The 15,023-nt window shown below is 61.5% G+C and carries 14 protein-coding genes; 10 read left to right on the forward strand and 4 right to left on the reverse strand.

The features are described 5' to 3' along the window. Positions 1 to 65 precede the first annotated feature (65 nt). Positions 66 to 314, reverse strand: coding sequence for a 30S ribosomal protein S18 (rpsR, locus tag FJQ55_RS06915; RefSeq protein WP_003502063.1), 249 nt, complete (start codon positions 312 to 314; stop codon positions 66 to 68). 23 nt (positions 315 to 337) lie between these two features. Then, positions 338 to 799: a 30S ribosomal protein S6 gene (gene rpsF / locus FJQ55_RS06920; RefSeq protein ID WP_062274970.1), complete on the reverse strand. Its 462-nt coding sequence runs from the start codon at positions 797 to 799 to the stop codon at positions 338 to 340. 451 nt (positions 800 to 1,250) lie between these two features. Between rpsF and FJQ55_RS06930 the strand changes: the two genes are divergently transcribed. Beyond that, positions 1,251 to 2,159, forward strand: coding sequence for an RTX toxin (locus FJQ55_RS06930; RefSeq protein ID WP_140826908.1), 909 nt, complete (start codon positions 1,251 to 1,253; stop codon positions 2,157 to 2,159). Between the two features lie 58 nt (positions 2,160 to 2,217). Here the strand turns inward: FJQ55_RS06930 and FJQ55_RS06935 are convergent, their stop codons facing one another. Beyond that, positions 2,218 to 3,261, reverse strand: coding sequence for an aldo/keto reductase (locus tag FJQ55_RS06935; protein ID WP_140826909.1), 1,044 nt, complete (start codon positions 3,259 to 3,261; stop codon positions 2,218 to 2,220). A 213-nt stretch (positions 3,262 to 3,474) separates the two neighbouring features. Here FJQ55_RS06935 and fabD point away from each other — a divergent pair, with 213 nt between their 5' ends. The 7 genes from fabD (at position 3,475) to gmk (ending at position 10,086) form a co-directional block, all read left to right on the forward strand. Next, the gene (gene fabD, locus FJQ55_RS06940) at positions 3,475 to 4,419 is read left to right on the forward strand and encodes an ACP S-malonyltransferase (protein WP_140826910.1); all 945 of its coding nucleotides are present in this window, start codon (positions 3,475 to 3,477) and stop codon (positions 4,417 to 4,419) included. Positions 4,420 to 4,449: 30 nt separating this feature from the next. Beyond that, positions 4,450 to 5,187 (forward strand): 3-oxoacyl-[acyl-carrier-protein] reductase, encoded by a 738-nt coding sequence (gene fabG, locus FJQ55_RS06945; RefSeq protein WP_140826911.1) that lies wholly within the window; start codon positions 4,450 to 4,452, stop codon positions 5,185 to 5,187. Positions 5,188 to 5,465: 278 nt separating this feature from the next. Then, entirely contained in the window at positions 5,466 to 5,702 is a 237-nt protein-coding gene (locus tag FJQ55_RS06950) for an acyl carrier protein (protein ID WP_027507378.1), read from the forward strand. A 149-nt stretch (positions 5,703 to 5,851) separates the two neighbouring features. Beyond that, complete coding sequence (gene fabF / locus FJQ55_RS06955; RefSeq protein ID WP_140826912.1) at positions 5,852 to 7,108, forward strand: beta-ketoacyl-ACP synthase II; 1,257 nt, start codon at positions 5,852 to 5,854, stop codon at positions 7,106 to 7,108. A gap of 286 nt (positions 7,109 to 7,394) precedes the next feature. Next, positions 7,395 to 8,522 carry an endolytic transglycosylase MltG gene (mltG, locus tag FJQ55_RS06960; RefSeq protein WP_246085127.1) on the forward strand — a complete coding sequence of 376 codons (1,128 nt, stop codon included), beginning with the start codon at positions 7,395 to 7,397 and terminating at the stop codon, positions 8,520 to 8,522. Between the two features lie 22 nt (positions 8,523 to 8,544). Continuing rightward, complete coding sequence (locus FJQ55_RS06965) at positions 8,545 to 9,435, forward strand: YicC/YloC family endoribonuclease (RefSeq protein ID WP_140826914.1); 891 nt, start codon at positions 8,545 to 8,547, stop codon at positions 9,433 to 9,435. 3 nt (positions 9,436 to 9,438) lie between these two features. After that, positions 9,439 to 10,086: a guanylate kinase gene (gmk, locus tag FJQ55_RS06970; protein WP_140826915.1), complete on the forward strand. Its 648-nt coding sequence runs from the start codon at positions 9,439 to 9,441 to the stop codon at positions 10,084 to 10,086. A 63-nt stretch (positions 10,087 to 10,149) separates the two neighbouring features. Here the strand turns inward: gmk and betC are convergent, their stop codons facing one another. Next, positions 10,150 to 11,667: a choline-sulfatase gene (gene betC / locus FJQ55_RS06975; protein ID WP_140826916.1), complete on the reverse strand. Its 1,518-nt coding sequence runs from the start codon at positions 11,665 to 11,667 to the stop codon at positions 10,150 to 10,152. A 98-nt stretch (positions 11,668 to 11,765) separates the two neighbouring features. Between betC and FJQ55_RS06980 the strand changes: the two genes are divergently transcribed. Then, the gene (locus FJQ55_RS06980; RefSeq protein WP_140826917.1) at positions 11,766 to 12,713 is read left to right on the forward strand and encodes a LysR substrate-binding domain-containing protein; all 948 of its coding nucleotides are present in this window, start codon (positions 11,766 to 11,768) and stop codon (positions 12,711 to 12,713) included. Between the two features lie 108 nt (positions 12,714 to 12,821). After that, positions 12,822 to 15,014: a methyl-accepting chemotaxis protein gene (locus tag FJQ55_RS06985; protein ID WP_140826918.1), complete on the forward strand. Its 2,193-nt coding sequence runs from the start codon at positions 12,822 to 12,824 to the stop codon at positions 15,012 to 15,014. The last annotated feature ends 9 nt before the right edge of the window (positions 15,015 to 15,023 follow it).

A 15,023-nucleotide genomic window follows, 5' to 3' on the forward strand; every position in this document is an offset into this window, starting at 1 on the left:
ATCCGCGCCCAACGCGGAAGGGATAACGACCCGCTGACTCTTAATCAGCGGGTCGTCAGATCAAATTACGCTACGACGTAAGGCAGCAGGCCGAGGAAACGGGCGCGCTTGATGGCCTGGGCCAGTTCGCGCTGCTTCTTCTGGGAAACTGCGGTGATACGCGAAGGAACGATCTTGCCGCGCTCGGAAATGTAGCGCTGCAGCAGACGGACGTCCTTGTAGTCGATCTTCGGAGCATTGGCGCCCGAGAAGGGGCAGGTCTTGCGACGACGATGGAAGGGACGACGTGCCTGAGAAGAGGATGCATCAGCCATTGTAAATTCTCCTGTTCTTCAGATTACGCGCGGTCTTCGCGCGGACGACGCTCGAAGCCACCTTCGCGCGGGCCACGGTCCGGACGCGGACCACGGTCGCCGAAGCCACCTTCGCGGCGCGGGCCACGATCGTCGCCGTCACGACGCGGACGGTCGTCACGGTCGCGCTTCTGCATCATGGCAGACGGGCCTTCTTCGTGGGCTTCAACAGCGATGGTCATGTAACGAAGGATGTCTTCGTTGATGCGCATCTGGCGTTCCATTTCGTGGATCGCTGCGCCCGGAGCTTCGATGTCCATCAGGGCGTAGTGCGCCTTGCGGTTCTTCTTGATGCGGTAGGTCAGGGACTTGAGGCCCCAGTTTTCTACGCGCCCGACCTTGCCACCGTTTGCTTCGATGACGCCCTTGTACTGTTCGACGAGGGCATCAACCTGCTGGGCGGACATATCCTGCCGGGCAAGGAATACATGTTCGTAAAGAGCCATGACAGCTTTGCCTTTCTTGCGGTTGTCGTCACCCGGATCCGGCGCTAAGCCTCAACGACTGCTCCTGTGCGGTATTGGCCGCGGCAAGAAAAGCGTTGTGTTCGAGACGGTCGAGAGCGGAGACACGGGAGACCGGAAACCCTTTTGGTTCCTGCTGCAAGCCTTGCGACCTGCCAGCCCTCCGTTCAGCCACCAGCCAGAGGACCGGGTGTTGTGAACGGCGCGCTTATACGCGTGTTTGGCGGAAAAGCAAGGGTGAGAGGTAACTTTTCCGCTTTCGGGGCAGGGATTGAGCTGCCCACAGATGTTCAATCTCATCTTTACCGGATGCTTACCGCGTTTGGCAGACCCGATTTCGGCATTGCAATGGCTCATGTAAGCTTTTCTCAATGCACGAATGTTAGCGTAACATGGAATTCGGCCCTGTGTGGGGCCTCGAGGAACGCAGCCTATGACGGTGATCAACAGCTTCTACCGCAATCCGAATGCGCTGAGCTACGCAACGCAGCTGTTTTCCGCGTCGTCTTCTGTGCGGACGGATGCTGCTGCCCCATCGTCATGGTCGCGGCAGGACGATGAGACGCCGTTTACCGAGACCACGGGTCAGAAGGCGCTCGCCCGGATCGTCGAGATCCTCTCATTGCGCGATGCCGCCGCAGAGGAAGGCGCTTCGGTCGACGAGACCCTCGGTTACATCACCGGCGGAACGGGCACGGAGGGCGAGGACAAGCTCACCTTCGACGCCAGATCCGTCTACAACATCGACGCGGGCGCGGGCGACGACACGTTGACCGCGAAAGCTGCGGCACTGGCGTCCATCTCCACGGGGACCGGCAATGACAGCCTGTCCGCGAGTGCCGGCATTATCGGCGACATTGATGCGGGCGAGGGCGATGACGAGTTGAAACTGTCCGGCCAACTTGTGATGAACGTGACGGGCGGTGACGGCAAGGATACGCTGACGGTCGCAGGTGAAGCGTTGATCGGCATCGACGGAGGTGCCGGCGACGACACCATGACGCTCGAAGGTACCCGCATCTTCGCCTCCGGCGGCACGGGTAACGATACGGTCAGCATCAAGCGCACCGATATGAAGTCCGACAATGCCGTCGCTGAATACGCTTTCGCTAAGGGCGACGGCGAGGACACGATCAATGTGAACGGCAGCCTGAAACTGCGCTTTGCCGGATATGATGAAAAGGACGTCAGCATCAGTGTGGACGGCAATACCCTGACCGCCACCTTTGCCGGAACGTCCGACCGCATTACGGTAACGCTCGACCAGGTTGCCTTGTCGGGCCAGGGGCTCACCTACGGCTTCGCCTACGATCAGGGGCGGACAGTGCTGACCATCGGCTGATACGACGTGAAAATGCCGGCCCCATAGGCGCCGGCACAGTCGATTTCAACAGACGATATCAGATCGGCATCGGATATTCGCGGTGGATCTTGGCGATCTCTGCGAGGATCTCTTCCGAAAGCGTCACGTCCGCCGCATTGATATTGACCTTCAACTGCTCCATCGTCGTCGCGCCGATAATGGCCGATGCCATGAATGGGCGCGTCAGGCAGAAGGCGACGGCGAAGGTCGAGGGATCGATGCCGTTCTTCTTGGCAAGCTCGACATAGGCGCGCGTCGGCGCTTCCTGCTGCGGCACGAGCCGTCCACCGATATCGCCATTGATCGATCCGCGCGAACCGGCCGGCTTCTGGCCGCCCAGATATTTGCCCGAGAGAATGCCACCGGCCAGCGGCGAATAGGCGAGGAGCCCGACATCCTCGTGATGCGACAGTTCGGCGAGATCCAGATCATAATGCCGGTAGAGCAGGTTGTATTCGTTCTGGATAGAGGCCACACGCGGCAGGCCCTTCTGCTCGGCGAGACTGAGATATTTCTGCGTGCCCCAGGTCGTCTCGTTCGACAGGCCGATCGCCCGGATCTTGCCGGCCTTCACACAGTCGCCGAGCGTATCGAGGATTTCGGCGATGTCGTGCTGCGCCTGGGCGCGGTCCTGCTTGTAAGGATTGTAGCTCCAGGCGCCGCGGAAGTGGAAATGCCCGCGGTTGGGCCAATGGATCTGATAGAGGTCGACATAGTCGGTCTTCAGCCGCTTGAGGCTCGCATCGAGCGCCTCGCGCAGCGACGCAGCCGTAATCGGGCTGCCCTCGCGGATATAGGGGCGGCCCGGGCCTGCCACCTTGGTGGCGAGCACCACCTGCTCGCGCTTGCCGGTCTTCTGCAGCCAGTTGCCGATGATGGCTTCGGTGTTGCCATAAGTTTCCTTGGAGAGAGGCGTGGTCGGATAGAGCTCGGCGGTGTCGAAGAAATTGACGCCACGCTCAAGGGAATAGTCCATCTGGGCAAAGGCTTCGGCTTCCGAATTCTGGGAGCCCCAGGTCATGGTGCCCAGGCAGATTTCGGAAACAAGGATATCGGTACGGCCGAGCCGGTTCATCTTCATGGGGGAAATGCCTCAACTAAAGGAAATAGGCCCGGGACGGGCTGGGGGAGATGCTGGAACAAAATAAGGGGAATTTGCCGCACTGCAAGATGGCGAAGCGGGCGAACAGGCTGTGATTTGCACCGCCGCCGCAAGGTTCAGCAGGCCTCCAAGGCTTGACTCGCAGGAGTGTATTGTGAATTGACAGGGAAAAACCCAAGGGAGAAACGCCCAATGACAGTCGCATTCACCTTCCCCGGCCAGGGCAGCCAGGCCGTTGGCATGGGCAAGGACCTTGCCGACAATTTCGCCGAAGCCCGCGCCGTCTTTCAGGAAGTCGATGATGCACTCGGCCAGAAACTGTCCGACATCATGTGGAACGGCCCCGAGGAAACACTGACCCTCACCGCCAATGCCCAGCCGGCCCTGATGGCCGTCTCGATGGCCGTGATCCGCGTTCTCGAAGCGAAGGGCCTGGATCTGAAGTCCAAGGTCTCCTTCGTTGCCGGCCATTCGCTCGGCGAATATTCCGCGCTCGCCGCCGCCGGCACCTTCTCGATCGCCGATACCGCGCGCCTTCTGCGCATCCGCGGCAATGCCATGCAGGCAGCCGTTCCCGTCGGCGCCGGTGCCATGGCCGCAATCATCGGTCTGGAGCACGGCGACGTGCAGGCGATCTGCGAGGCCGCTGCCGCTGAAGGTCCCTGCCAGATCGCCAATGACAATGGCGGCGGTCAGCTGGTCATCTCCGGCGGCAAGGCCGCCGTCGAGAAGGCGGCAGCGCTCGCCACCGAAAAGGGCGCCAAGCGCGCCATCATGCTGCCGGTGTCCGCACCCTTCCATTCCGCATTGATGGGACCGGCAGCTGACGCCATGCGCGAGGCGCTGGCGACCGTCGAGAAGCGCGATCCCTCTGTGCCGCTGGTCGCCAACGTTCTGGCAGCCCCGGTCACCTCGGCCTCGGAGATTGCCGATCTGCTCGTCCAGCAGGTCACCGGTCAGGTGCGCTGGCGCGAGACCGTGGAATGGTTCGGCGCCAATGGCGTCACCACGCTTTATGAAATCGGTGCCGGCAAGGTCCTGACGGGTCTCGCCCGCCGTATCGACAAGAATATCAGCGGCATCGCCGTCAACGGCCCGGCCGATATCGACGCGGCGCTTGCTGCACTCAACGGCTGATCGCCCCAACGCTCAACAAGGAGCTCGATCATGTTTGACCTGACCGGCCGCAAGGCTCTCGTCACCGGCGCAACCGGTGGCATCGGCGAAGAAATCGCCCGCATGCTGCACGCCCAGGGCGCCATCGTCGGCCTGCACGGCACGCGCGTCGAAAAGCTGGAAGCGCTGGCCGCAGAACTCGGCGACCGGGTCAAGATCTTCCCGGCCAACCTGTCGGACCGCGACGAGGTGAAGGCTCTCGGCGAAAAGGCCGAAGCCGAACTCGAAGGCGTCGACATCCTGGTCAACAATGCCGGCATCACCAAGGACGGTCTGTTCGTCCGCATGTCCGATGCCGACTGGGACAGCGTTCTCGAAGTCAACCTGACCGCCGTCTTCCGTCTGACGCGCGAGCTCACCCATCCGATGATGCGCCGCCGCTATGGTCGCATTATCAACATCACCTCGATCGTCGGCGTGACCGGCAATCCGGGCCAGGCCAACTACTGCGCCTCCAAGGCCGGCATGATCGGCTTTTCGAAGTCCCTCGCCCAGGAAATCGCGACCCGCAACGTGACCGTCAACTGCGTTGCACCGGGCTTTATCGAGAGCGCGATGACCGGCAAGTTGAACGACAAGCAGAAAGACGCCATCATGGGCGCCATTCCGATGAAGCGCATGGGCACCGGCGCGGAAGTTGCATCCGCTGTGCTTTACCTTGCCTCTTCGGAAGCAGCCTACATGACCGGCCAGACATTGCACGTCAACGGCGGCATGGCGATGATCTGATGACATGGGCCGGTTCGCCCCTTCTGCCAAAGCCTGTTGACCAAGGCGAGGGGGCGAATTTCTGGCTTTGCGGCGCGCGGAAAGCATGTTAAGCGGGCCATGACTGTGAGCAGTCGCTCCGTCTCATGAGCCGAAGTTTATGCTTTTATTTGCATAAACCGCTCTGGGTCAGGGCCGAACGGGTTTGCTGGTGACGCCATGCGCGCTTCACCAGTTGAAGACAGGGCAGGGATGCCATTACGGCTCCCTCTGATATTAAGAAGGTCGAGGAAACCGACATGAGCGATATCGCAGAACGCGTGAAGAAAATTGTAATTGATCATCTCGGCGTTGACGCTGAAAAGGTTGTCGAAGGCGCCAGCTTCATCGACGATCTGGGCGCTGACTCGCTCGACACCGTCGAACTCGTCATGGCCTTCGAAGAAGAATTCGGCGTTGAAATTCCTGACGACGCTGCTGACTCGATCCTGACGGTTGGCGACGCCGTAAAGTTCATCGAAAAGGCTCAGGCCTGATCGATCACAAGATTGCGGAAGGCGGGCGTTTGAGCCCGATCTATCCGCTTGGGCCCGCGTGAAGCGGGCCTTGTTGTATCTGGACCTTTGTTTACTCTGGACCTTTGTTGGCAATGACTTCGGTCGATGGATTGGGTGGGCTTCGCACGATGAGACGTGTCGTCATCACCGGTACCGGCATGGTATCGCCCCTGGGAGTTGGAACGGAACTGACCTGGCAGCGGCTTCTGGCCGGCCAGAGCGGTGCTCGCCGCGTGACGGAATTCGAGGTTGAGGATCTGCCGGCCAAGATTGCGTGCCGCATCCCGACCGAAGGCGAAGGCGCCTGGAACCCGGACGACTGGATGGAGCCGAAGGAGCAACGTAAGGTAGACCCCTTCATCATCTATGCGATGGCGGCCGCCGAAATGGCACTGAACGATGCCGACTGGCATCCCAAGACCGATGACGACCAGTGCGCGACGGGCGTTCTGATCGGATCCGGCATCGGCGGCCTCGAAGGCATCGTCGAGGCAGGCCACATCCTGCGCGACAAGGGCCCGCGTCGTCTGTCGCCCTTCTTCATCCCCGGCCGCCTGATCAATCTGGCCTCCGGTCAGGTCTCGATCCGCCACAAGCTGCGTGGTCCCAATCACTCCGTCGTCACGGCCTGCTCGACCGGTGCGCACGCAATCGGCGATGCCGCCCGTCTCGTCGCGCTCGGCGATGCCGACGTCATGGTGGCCGGCGGCACGGAATCCCCGATCAGCCGCATTTCGCTTGCCGGCTTTGCCGCCTGCAAGGCGCTGTCGACTGAGCGCAACGACGACCCGACGGCTGCCTCGCGTCCCTATGACAAGGACCGCGATGGCTTCGTTATGGGCGAGGGTGCCGGTATCGTGGTGCTCGAGGAGCTCGAACACGCCAAGGCGCGCGGTGCCAAGATCTATGCGGAAGTCGTCGGCTATGGCCTCTCTGGCGATGCTTTCCACATCACCGCTCCCTCTGAAGACGGCGACGGCGCATTCCGCTGCATGACCATGGCGCTAAAGCGTGCAGGTCTGACAGCCGCCGATATCGACTATATCAACGCCCACGGCACATCGACCATGGCCGACACGATCGAACTCGGCGCCGTCGAGCGTTTGGTCGGCGAGCACGCCTCGAAGATATCTATGTCCTCGACCAAGTCTGCCATCGGTCATCTTCTCGGTGCAGCCGGTGCCGTCGAGGCGATTTTCTCCACGCTTGCCATCCGCGACAACGTCGCGCCGCCGACACTTAATCTCGACAATCCGGATGTCGAGACGAAGATCGATCTCGTGCCGCACAAGGCGAGAAAGCGCGAAATCAACGTCGCCCTGTCGAATTCCTTCGGCTTTGGCGGCACCAATGCGTCGCTGGTGCTGAAGCGCTACGAAGCCTGATGACATCTGCGCCGGGTCGTGTTTCGCGGACCCGGTGCGCATCAGGTGGATGACGGCGCGGGCGCTCTTGCTCGTGACGCTGTTCTACGGATAGAAATCGTGGTGCACGACCGGCGCTTCGCGTCGGGCGCAGACCCCGATTTTTGCCGCATTGCTGGCTGACACAGCCGCGACAGAAAACAAAGAAGGATTGCCGGTGACCGACAACAGCCAGAACGGCGGTAGCCAGAACAGCGGTGTTCCCTTCGGTCGCGATGCCAACACTGGCACGGCTAAGGGACCGTTCATTCCGAAATCGCCGAATGATGCGCTGCGCCCCGAACGCGTGCCGCAGCCGCCGCGCCGGTCGCGCAAGGCGCGCAGTCAGCTTGTAATTTTCCTGAACTTCCTGATGACCATGGTGGTCTTCGTCTGTGTGGTGGCGGTCGCCGGATTTTATTACGTGATGGACGCCTATCAGCGCCCCGGACCGCTTGCCGTGAACACCAATTTTGTCGTGCGCGGTGGTGCGGGCCTGGCCGAGATCGCTAATAATCTCGAGCGCAACGGCGTGGTTTCCGATGCCCGCATCTATCGCTATGTCACCGCCACCTATCTGGATAAAGGCGCGACCCTGAAGGCCGGCGAATACGAGATCAAGGCTGGTTCTTCGATGAAGGACGTGACCGAGTTGCTCGAATCCGGCAAATCGATCCTCTATTCCGTCTCGATGCCGGAAGGCCTGACCGTCAAGCAAATGTTCCAGCGCCTCGCCGACGACACGGTTCTCGAAGGCGATTTGCCGTCCGAATTGCCGCCGGAAGGTTCTCTGCGCCCCGATACCTACAAGTTCACCCGTGGCACCAAGCGCGCCGAGATTGTGACGCAGATGGCAGCAGCCCAGGAAAAGCTGATCGACCAGATCTGGGAGCGCCGCGATCCCGACCTGCCGGTAAAGACACGCGAGGAATTCGTCACGCTGGCTTCTATCGTCGAGAAGGAAACAGGCAAGGACGACGAGCGCGCTCACGTCGCCTCCGTCTTCATCAACCGCCTGAAGAAGGGCATGCGCCTGCAGTCGGATCCGACGATCATCTATGGCCTCTTCGGTGGCGATGGAAAGCCGGCTGACCGGCCGATCTTCCAGTCCGACATCAAGAAGGAAACGCCCTACAACACCTATGTGATCAAGGGCCTGCCGCCGGGCCCGATTGCCAATCCGGGTCGCGCGGCGTTGGAAGCGGTTGCCCATCCATGGAAGACCGATGACCTCTACTTTGTTGCCGACGGCACGGGCGGTCATATCTTCGCGGCGACCCTTGCCGAACACAACGCCAATGTGAAGCGCTGGCGCAAGATGGAAGCCGAGCGCGCCCAGACGCCGCCCGCCACGCTCGACGTGGCGCCGGAAGTCGATCCGGGCACCGGCAATTGATAAGGGCCGAGGGGGCCGGACGATGACACTGCAATCCATGACGGGCTTTGCCCGTGTCGAAGGCACGTCGGGACGTTACCGATGGGCCTGGGAACTGCGCTCGGTGAACGGCAAGGGCCTCGACATCCGTTCGCGCCTGCCGCAGGGCCAGGAATATCTGGAAAACGATCTGCGCCGCCTTGTCGGCGAGCGCCTGACCCGCGGCAATCTCCAGATCGGTCTCTCGTTGTCGGTCAGCGAGAACCGCGTCGAAGCCGTGCTCAACCGTGATGCCTTGAACGCCGTGCTCGCATTGCGCGACCAACTCGGCCCCGATGTCCTCGATCCGGCGCCGCTCAGGCTTGATACGCTTCTGTCGATCCGCGGCCTGGTCGATATGCGTGAGGCGGAAGACGACGAGACTGCGGTGGCGAGCCGTGATGCCGATATCCTCGGAGGTTTGGGCGTGGCGGTGAATGCGCTTGCCGCCATGCGCGAGACGGAAGGGGCAGCGCTGCGCGCCATCCTTGAAGAGCAGATTTCCCGCATCGAAGCGCTCGCGCTGCAGATCGAGGCCGACCCCTCCCGTTCGCCGGACGAGATCGCCCGCAGGCTGGAAGTTCAACTCGCCGGCCTCATGGACACGACCTCCGGCCTCGACCGCGACCGCCTGCATCAGGAAATCGCGCTGATAGCGACCAAAGCCGATCTCCGTGAGGAGATTGACCGGCTCAAAGCGCATGTGACGGCCGCCCGCGAATTGTTGTCGGTGGGTGGCCCGGTCGGCCGTAAACTCGATTTCCTGGCGCAGGAATTTAACCGCGAATCAAATACTATCTGTTCCAAATCCAATGCCGTCGCGGTCACCGCCGCCGGCATCGAATTGAAGGTCGTCATCGACCAGTTCCGCGAACAGGTCCAGAATCTGGAGTAGTCCATGGCCGCTGCCGCCCCCACATCCGTCAAGATCGCAAGGCGCGGCCTGATGCTGGTGATATCGTCACCCTCCGGTGCCGGAAAATCGACGATCGCGCGGACCCTGATGGACCGCGACCAGCAGATCAGCCTGTCGGTCAGTGTGACCACGCGTCCGCGCCGCCAGAGCGAAATCGAAGGCGTGCATTACCACTTCGTCTCGCAGCGCGAGTTCGAGCGCCTGCGCGACAGCGACAGCCTCCTGGAATGGGCACAGGTCCACGGCAATTATTATGGCACCCCGCGCGAGGCGGTGGAAACCGCGATGGGCGAGGGCCGCGACATGCTCTTCGACATCGACTGGCAGGGCGCCCAGCAGTTGCAGGAAAAGATGTCGGCTGATGTGGTCTCGATCTTCATCCTGCCGCCGACCATGGCCGAACTGCAGTCGCGCCTGCATCGCCGCGCCGAGGATACTGAAGAGGTCATCCAGACCCGCCTCAACAATTCCCGCTCCGAGATCAAGCACTGGCGCGAATATGACTATGTCATCGTCAACGACGACCTGAATTCGGCCTTCGATGCCGTCCAGTCGATCGTCAAGGCCGAGCGCCTGCGCCGCGACCGCCGCCATGGCCTGTTCGACTTCGTCGAGGGGCTCATCGCCTGAGGCGAAGACATGCAACGAAAGGGCGGCCCGGTGATCCCGGCCGCCCTTCGTCGTTTCATGCAATCATTCGCCTCTTGGAAAACGCTGGCTCTCTTCGAGAATGTTGAGGTCCATGTGGTTGCGCATGTAGCGCTCCGACGCCTTCTGCAGCGGCTGGTAGTCCCACGGGAAATAGGCGCCGTTGCGAAGAGCCGTGTACACCACATGCCGTCTCGCCTGGCTTTCGCGTACGGCGGCGTCGAACTGCGCCAAGTCCCAACGTGAACTGGCTTCGTCCGCCAGTCGGTCGAAGATCGCCTGTGCCGCCGGTTCGGTCGCGAGATTCTGGAGCTCATAGGGGTCAGCCTCCAGATCCACGAGGATCGGGGCATCGGCCTGGCAGAGCGTCAGCTTGTAGCGCTCGTCCCGCAGCCCGACCATGGGGCTGACGGTCCCTTCCGCCGCATATTCCATCGGCACGATTGCGCGCCCACCGGTCCCGGTTGCGAGCGGCATCAGGTCTTCGCCATCGGTCCAGGGAGCGAGAGTCGACATGTCGATACCGGCAAGGCCTGCGACCGTGGGCGTCACGTCGAGTGTCGACACAGGCGTCGTTACCAGCCGTCCTGGGACGCCCGGAACGGACATCATCAGCGGCACACGAGCCGACCCCTCGAAAAAGTTCATCTTGAACCACAGACCGCGCTCACCCAGCATGTCGCCATGGTCGGAGACGAAAAGAATGACCGTGTTCTCGGCCATCCGCGTCCGTTCCAATACATCTAGGATCTCACCAATCTTGTCATCGACATAGGAGATATTGGCAAAATAGCCGCGCCGTGCCCGGCGGATGTGTTCGTCGGTGATGTCGAAGGCCGTGTGGTCGCAAGCGTCCATGAGGCGCTGCGAATGAGTATCCTGTTCGTCATAGGGAATGGCCGGAACCGTTGGATCGAGCGCGGGGCAGTCTTCATAGAGGTCCCAGTATTTGCGCCGCGCCACATAGGGGTCATGCGGATGGGTGAAACTCACCGTCAGGCACCACGGCCGATCGTCATGACCACGCGAAAGGTCGTAGAGCCGGCGCGTCGCATTGAAGGCCACCTCGTCGTCATACTCCATCTGGTTGGTGATTTCGGCGACACCGGCCCCGGTGACCGACCCCAGATTGTGATACCACCAGTCGATGCGCTCACCCGGCTTGCGGTAGTCGGGGGTCCAGCCGAAATCTGCGGGATAGATGTCGGTGGTCAGCCGCTCTTCGAAACCGTGCAACTGGTCCGGCCCGACGAAATGCATCTTGCCCGAAAGGCTGGTCTGGTAGCCGGCGGCGCGCAAATGGTGGGCAAAGGTCGGGATATCGGAGGCGAATTCGGCGGCATTGTCGTAGACGCGGGTGCGGCTCGGCAACTGGCCCGACATGAAAGAGGCGCGGGCCGGCGCGCAAAGCGGGCTGGCGGTATAGGCATTGGCGAACCGCACCGAACGCTGCGCAAGCGCTTTCAGATGCGGCGCGTGCAGGAAATCCGCCGGCCCATCGGGAAAGAAGGTGCCATTGAACTGATCCACCATCAGGATCAGGATATTGGGTCGCGCTGCCATGGATTTCCCTCTGGTCTGCTATTGTCTATGATGATTGAAGAACGACGGTTCGGTGCTGTGTAGCCGGAGTTTTTTGATGTTTGCCATAAAGGAATTTGATGTCTAATGGCTCTATCGATTTGGGCTGGATCCGGCTGCTCGTCGAGATATCCAGGCGGGGATCGCTCTCCGGTGCAGCGGAAGGCTTGGGCCTGACCCAGCCGGCTGTCAGCTACCAGGTGCGGCTGCTCGAACAGCGCTTTGGCGTCCCTCTCCTCAAGCGTCTGCACAGGGGTGTCAGGCTGACGGAGGAGGGGCGGCGGCTGCTGGTTATCGCTGAGCGCACGGTGCAGGAGGTCGACGCCCTACACCGCGACATCCGGCACACCCGCCGCCGCCCGGTCATTCGTCTGGCGACAGACTATGCCTTTTCCAGTCTCTGGCTCATTCCACGCATGCCGGGTTTCCGAAGGCAGTACCCAGAGATCGATCTTCAGATCGTCGCCGCCCAGCGTTTAACGCAGAACTGGCGGGAGCAGGCCGATCTGGCCGTGGCCTTCGGCGCGCGGCCCGATGTCGGCGAAGACGCCGTCTTGCTCATGCCTGAGCGGGTCGTGCCGGTCTGTGCGCCGGCCCTGCGCGACCGTCTCGAACGGGCGGACCTGGCCGACCTGCGCATGGATGTCCCACGCATCCACCTGGAAGCCGAAGTAGGCTCGCCCTGGCTGGACTGGCGCTCGTATGCCGTAGCCGCTGGCATGTCTGCAGGAAGTGGACAGTCCACCGGAGATCTGCGCTTCAACACCTATGCCATGGTGGTCCAGGCTGCCCTTGGAGGACAGGGGATCGCGCTCGGATGGCTCGGCGTCGTCGACCAGATGTTGGAGGCCGGGCTGCTCGTCATCAGCGGAAAGACTGTGGACGTTCCCGACCGTGGCTACTGGTTGCTGGGCAAGACAGGGGACGGCGCGGCAGCCCAGCTCGGCGGCTGGTTGCAGAATGAGACATCGGCGATGAGACGGCGCCCCGGCAATTTACCGCAATGCGGTGAAAACATCGATGGCTAAGTTACGTATGTTATTTGTAGCTAATAGTTAACCGCTTCGGGCTCATCCTTGGTCTACCGTTATAGTTGCGTGTCGCATCGACAGGCATCGGATGATCTGGAGACCCAAATGCGCTTGACCGATATCTCGGTGACCTGGCGTCTTGCATTTGCCCTCGCCATTCCACTGCTCGCCCTTGCAGGTCTGGCCTATGTTGAGATCGACAATACCTATGTCGCCTACGTCAACGCCCGCGAACTCGGGGTGGTCAGCAGGGACCTCGGCATTATCGGTGACCTGGTTCATATTCTGCAGTCCGAGCGTGCCGAGGCGGTAGGGCTTCTTGCTACGAAGGGGGCGCGGCATCGCACGGAACTAACAAGTGCCCGTAGCGCAGTCGACAGCAATCTGGAACTCATTGCCCGCGTCAGGGCGGATATACGGGCAGAAGGCGATCCGACGCTGACGCGCCACGAGCAGTCGCTTGAGCAGGGACTGGCCGATCTCACGACCGTCCGTTCCAGGATCGATGCGTTCGGGATCTCTCAGAGCGAAGCCTTCACCTACTACACGGCTGTCGTCCGAAATCTGATGAACATTTCGCAGGAATTCTCGCTCGATGCCGGCGCGCGGGGCGTCGTGGGCAAGATGATGGCGTACAGCCTGTTGATGAACGCCAAGGAAGTTGCAGGTCAGGAACGCAATCTCGGCCACAGCTTCATTGCCGACGGCAAGTTCAACGAGGCGCATTACCTCGACTTCATCGGCATGTTCGGGTCTCAGAAGTCGCTCATCAGCCAGTATCTGGACCTCGTTCCCGAAGATGACCGAGAGCGCTATGCGGCATCTCTTCATACGCCGGATGCCGAGGCAGTCGAAAAGATCCGCGCTGCGATGATGAAGGCGGGGCTGGCAGCGGATCTCACTGGCTTTGACGAGCAGGAATGGCTTGAACGTTCAGCCAAACGCATAGAGCGGCTGAAGGAACTGGAAAACGAGACGCTGGCTACAATCATTGCCGACAGCCAGACCATCGCCGATGGCGAATACCACCACCTGCTGAAGGTGGCCGGCATCACTGGCGGTGTTCTGACGCTGGCATTCTTCCTCGCCGTGTCCCTGTCGTTGACAGTGGTACGCCCACTTCGTCGTCTCACGGCCACCATGCAGCGGCTGGCAGCCGGCGAAATTGAGGTGGATCTCATCCAATCCGACAGCAAGGACGAAATCGGCCAGATGGGCTCCGCCGTCAGTCGCTACATCGCGCTGGCCAAGGAACGTATGTTGAAGGAGATCGCGGAGCAGGAGGAAGCCGAACGGATCAAGCGTCTTGCGGAAAAGGCGGCGGAAGAAGAGCGTGCCGCCCGGGCCGCCGAGATTGCCTTCGCGGTCGAGCAACTCGGCAAGGGGCTGGATGCTCTTTCGACGGGAGAGATTGGATTCCGCCTCCAAATCCCGTTCTCCGACACCCTGGACGCTCTGCGCACGAATTTCAACGGCTCCATGGACCGTCTCTGCGGCATCATGGCGACCATCCGCGAGAGCACGGGCAACCTCCATGGCGGCTCGCACGAACTGCAAATAGCAACGGACGATCTGGCGCGCCGCACCGAGCGCCAGGCCGCGGCCCTTGAAGAAGCGGCAGCCTCGATCAACGAGATCACCTCAGCGCTCGGCAGCGCCGCCAAGCGTGCCGACGAAGCGGGCAGCCTGGTGAAGGAGGCAACTCATACGGCCCAGCATTCCGGCTCGGTGGTCGGCGAAACCGTGACCGCCATGCACCATATCGAACAGTCCTCGGGCCAGATCGGGCAGATTATCGGTGTGATCGATGAGATCGCCTTCCAGACCAATCTTCTGGCCTTGAATGCGGGCGTCGAAGCGGCCCGTGCCGGCGAAAGCGGCCGTGGGTTTGCCGTGGTCGCCCAGGAGGTCCGCGAACTTGCGCAACGTTCAGCCACCGCCGCCCGTGAAATCAAGGCGCTGATTTCCCGCTCCACCCAGGAAGTCGCAGCCGGTGTTCGCCTCGTGCATGAGACCGGGGAAACCTTGCGAGGGATCGAAGACTTTGTCCAGAAGATCAACGAGCGGGTGACGGCCATCGTCTCCTCCGCCCATGAGCAGAAGGCGGCGCTGGAGGAGATCAGTCACGCGGTGAGCCAGATGGACCAGGTGACGCAACAGAATGCGGCGATGGTGGAACAGGCGAGTGCTGCGACCTCAAGCGTTGCGACGGAAGCCGATCGTCTGAATGCCCAGATTGCCATGTTCCGGCTGCCGAACGAGCGAGCAGCATCCTCATCCAACCGTCATGCGGCGTAGAGCGTCTCC

It is taken from the genome of Rhizobium glycinendophyticum (assembly GCF_006443685.1).
GTDB classification, from domain to species: Bacteria; Pseudomonadota; Alphaproteobacteria; order Rhizobiales; family Rhizobiaceae; genus Allorhizobium; species Allorhizobium glycinendophyticum.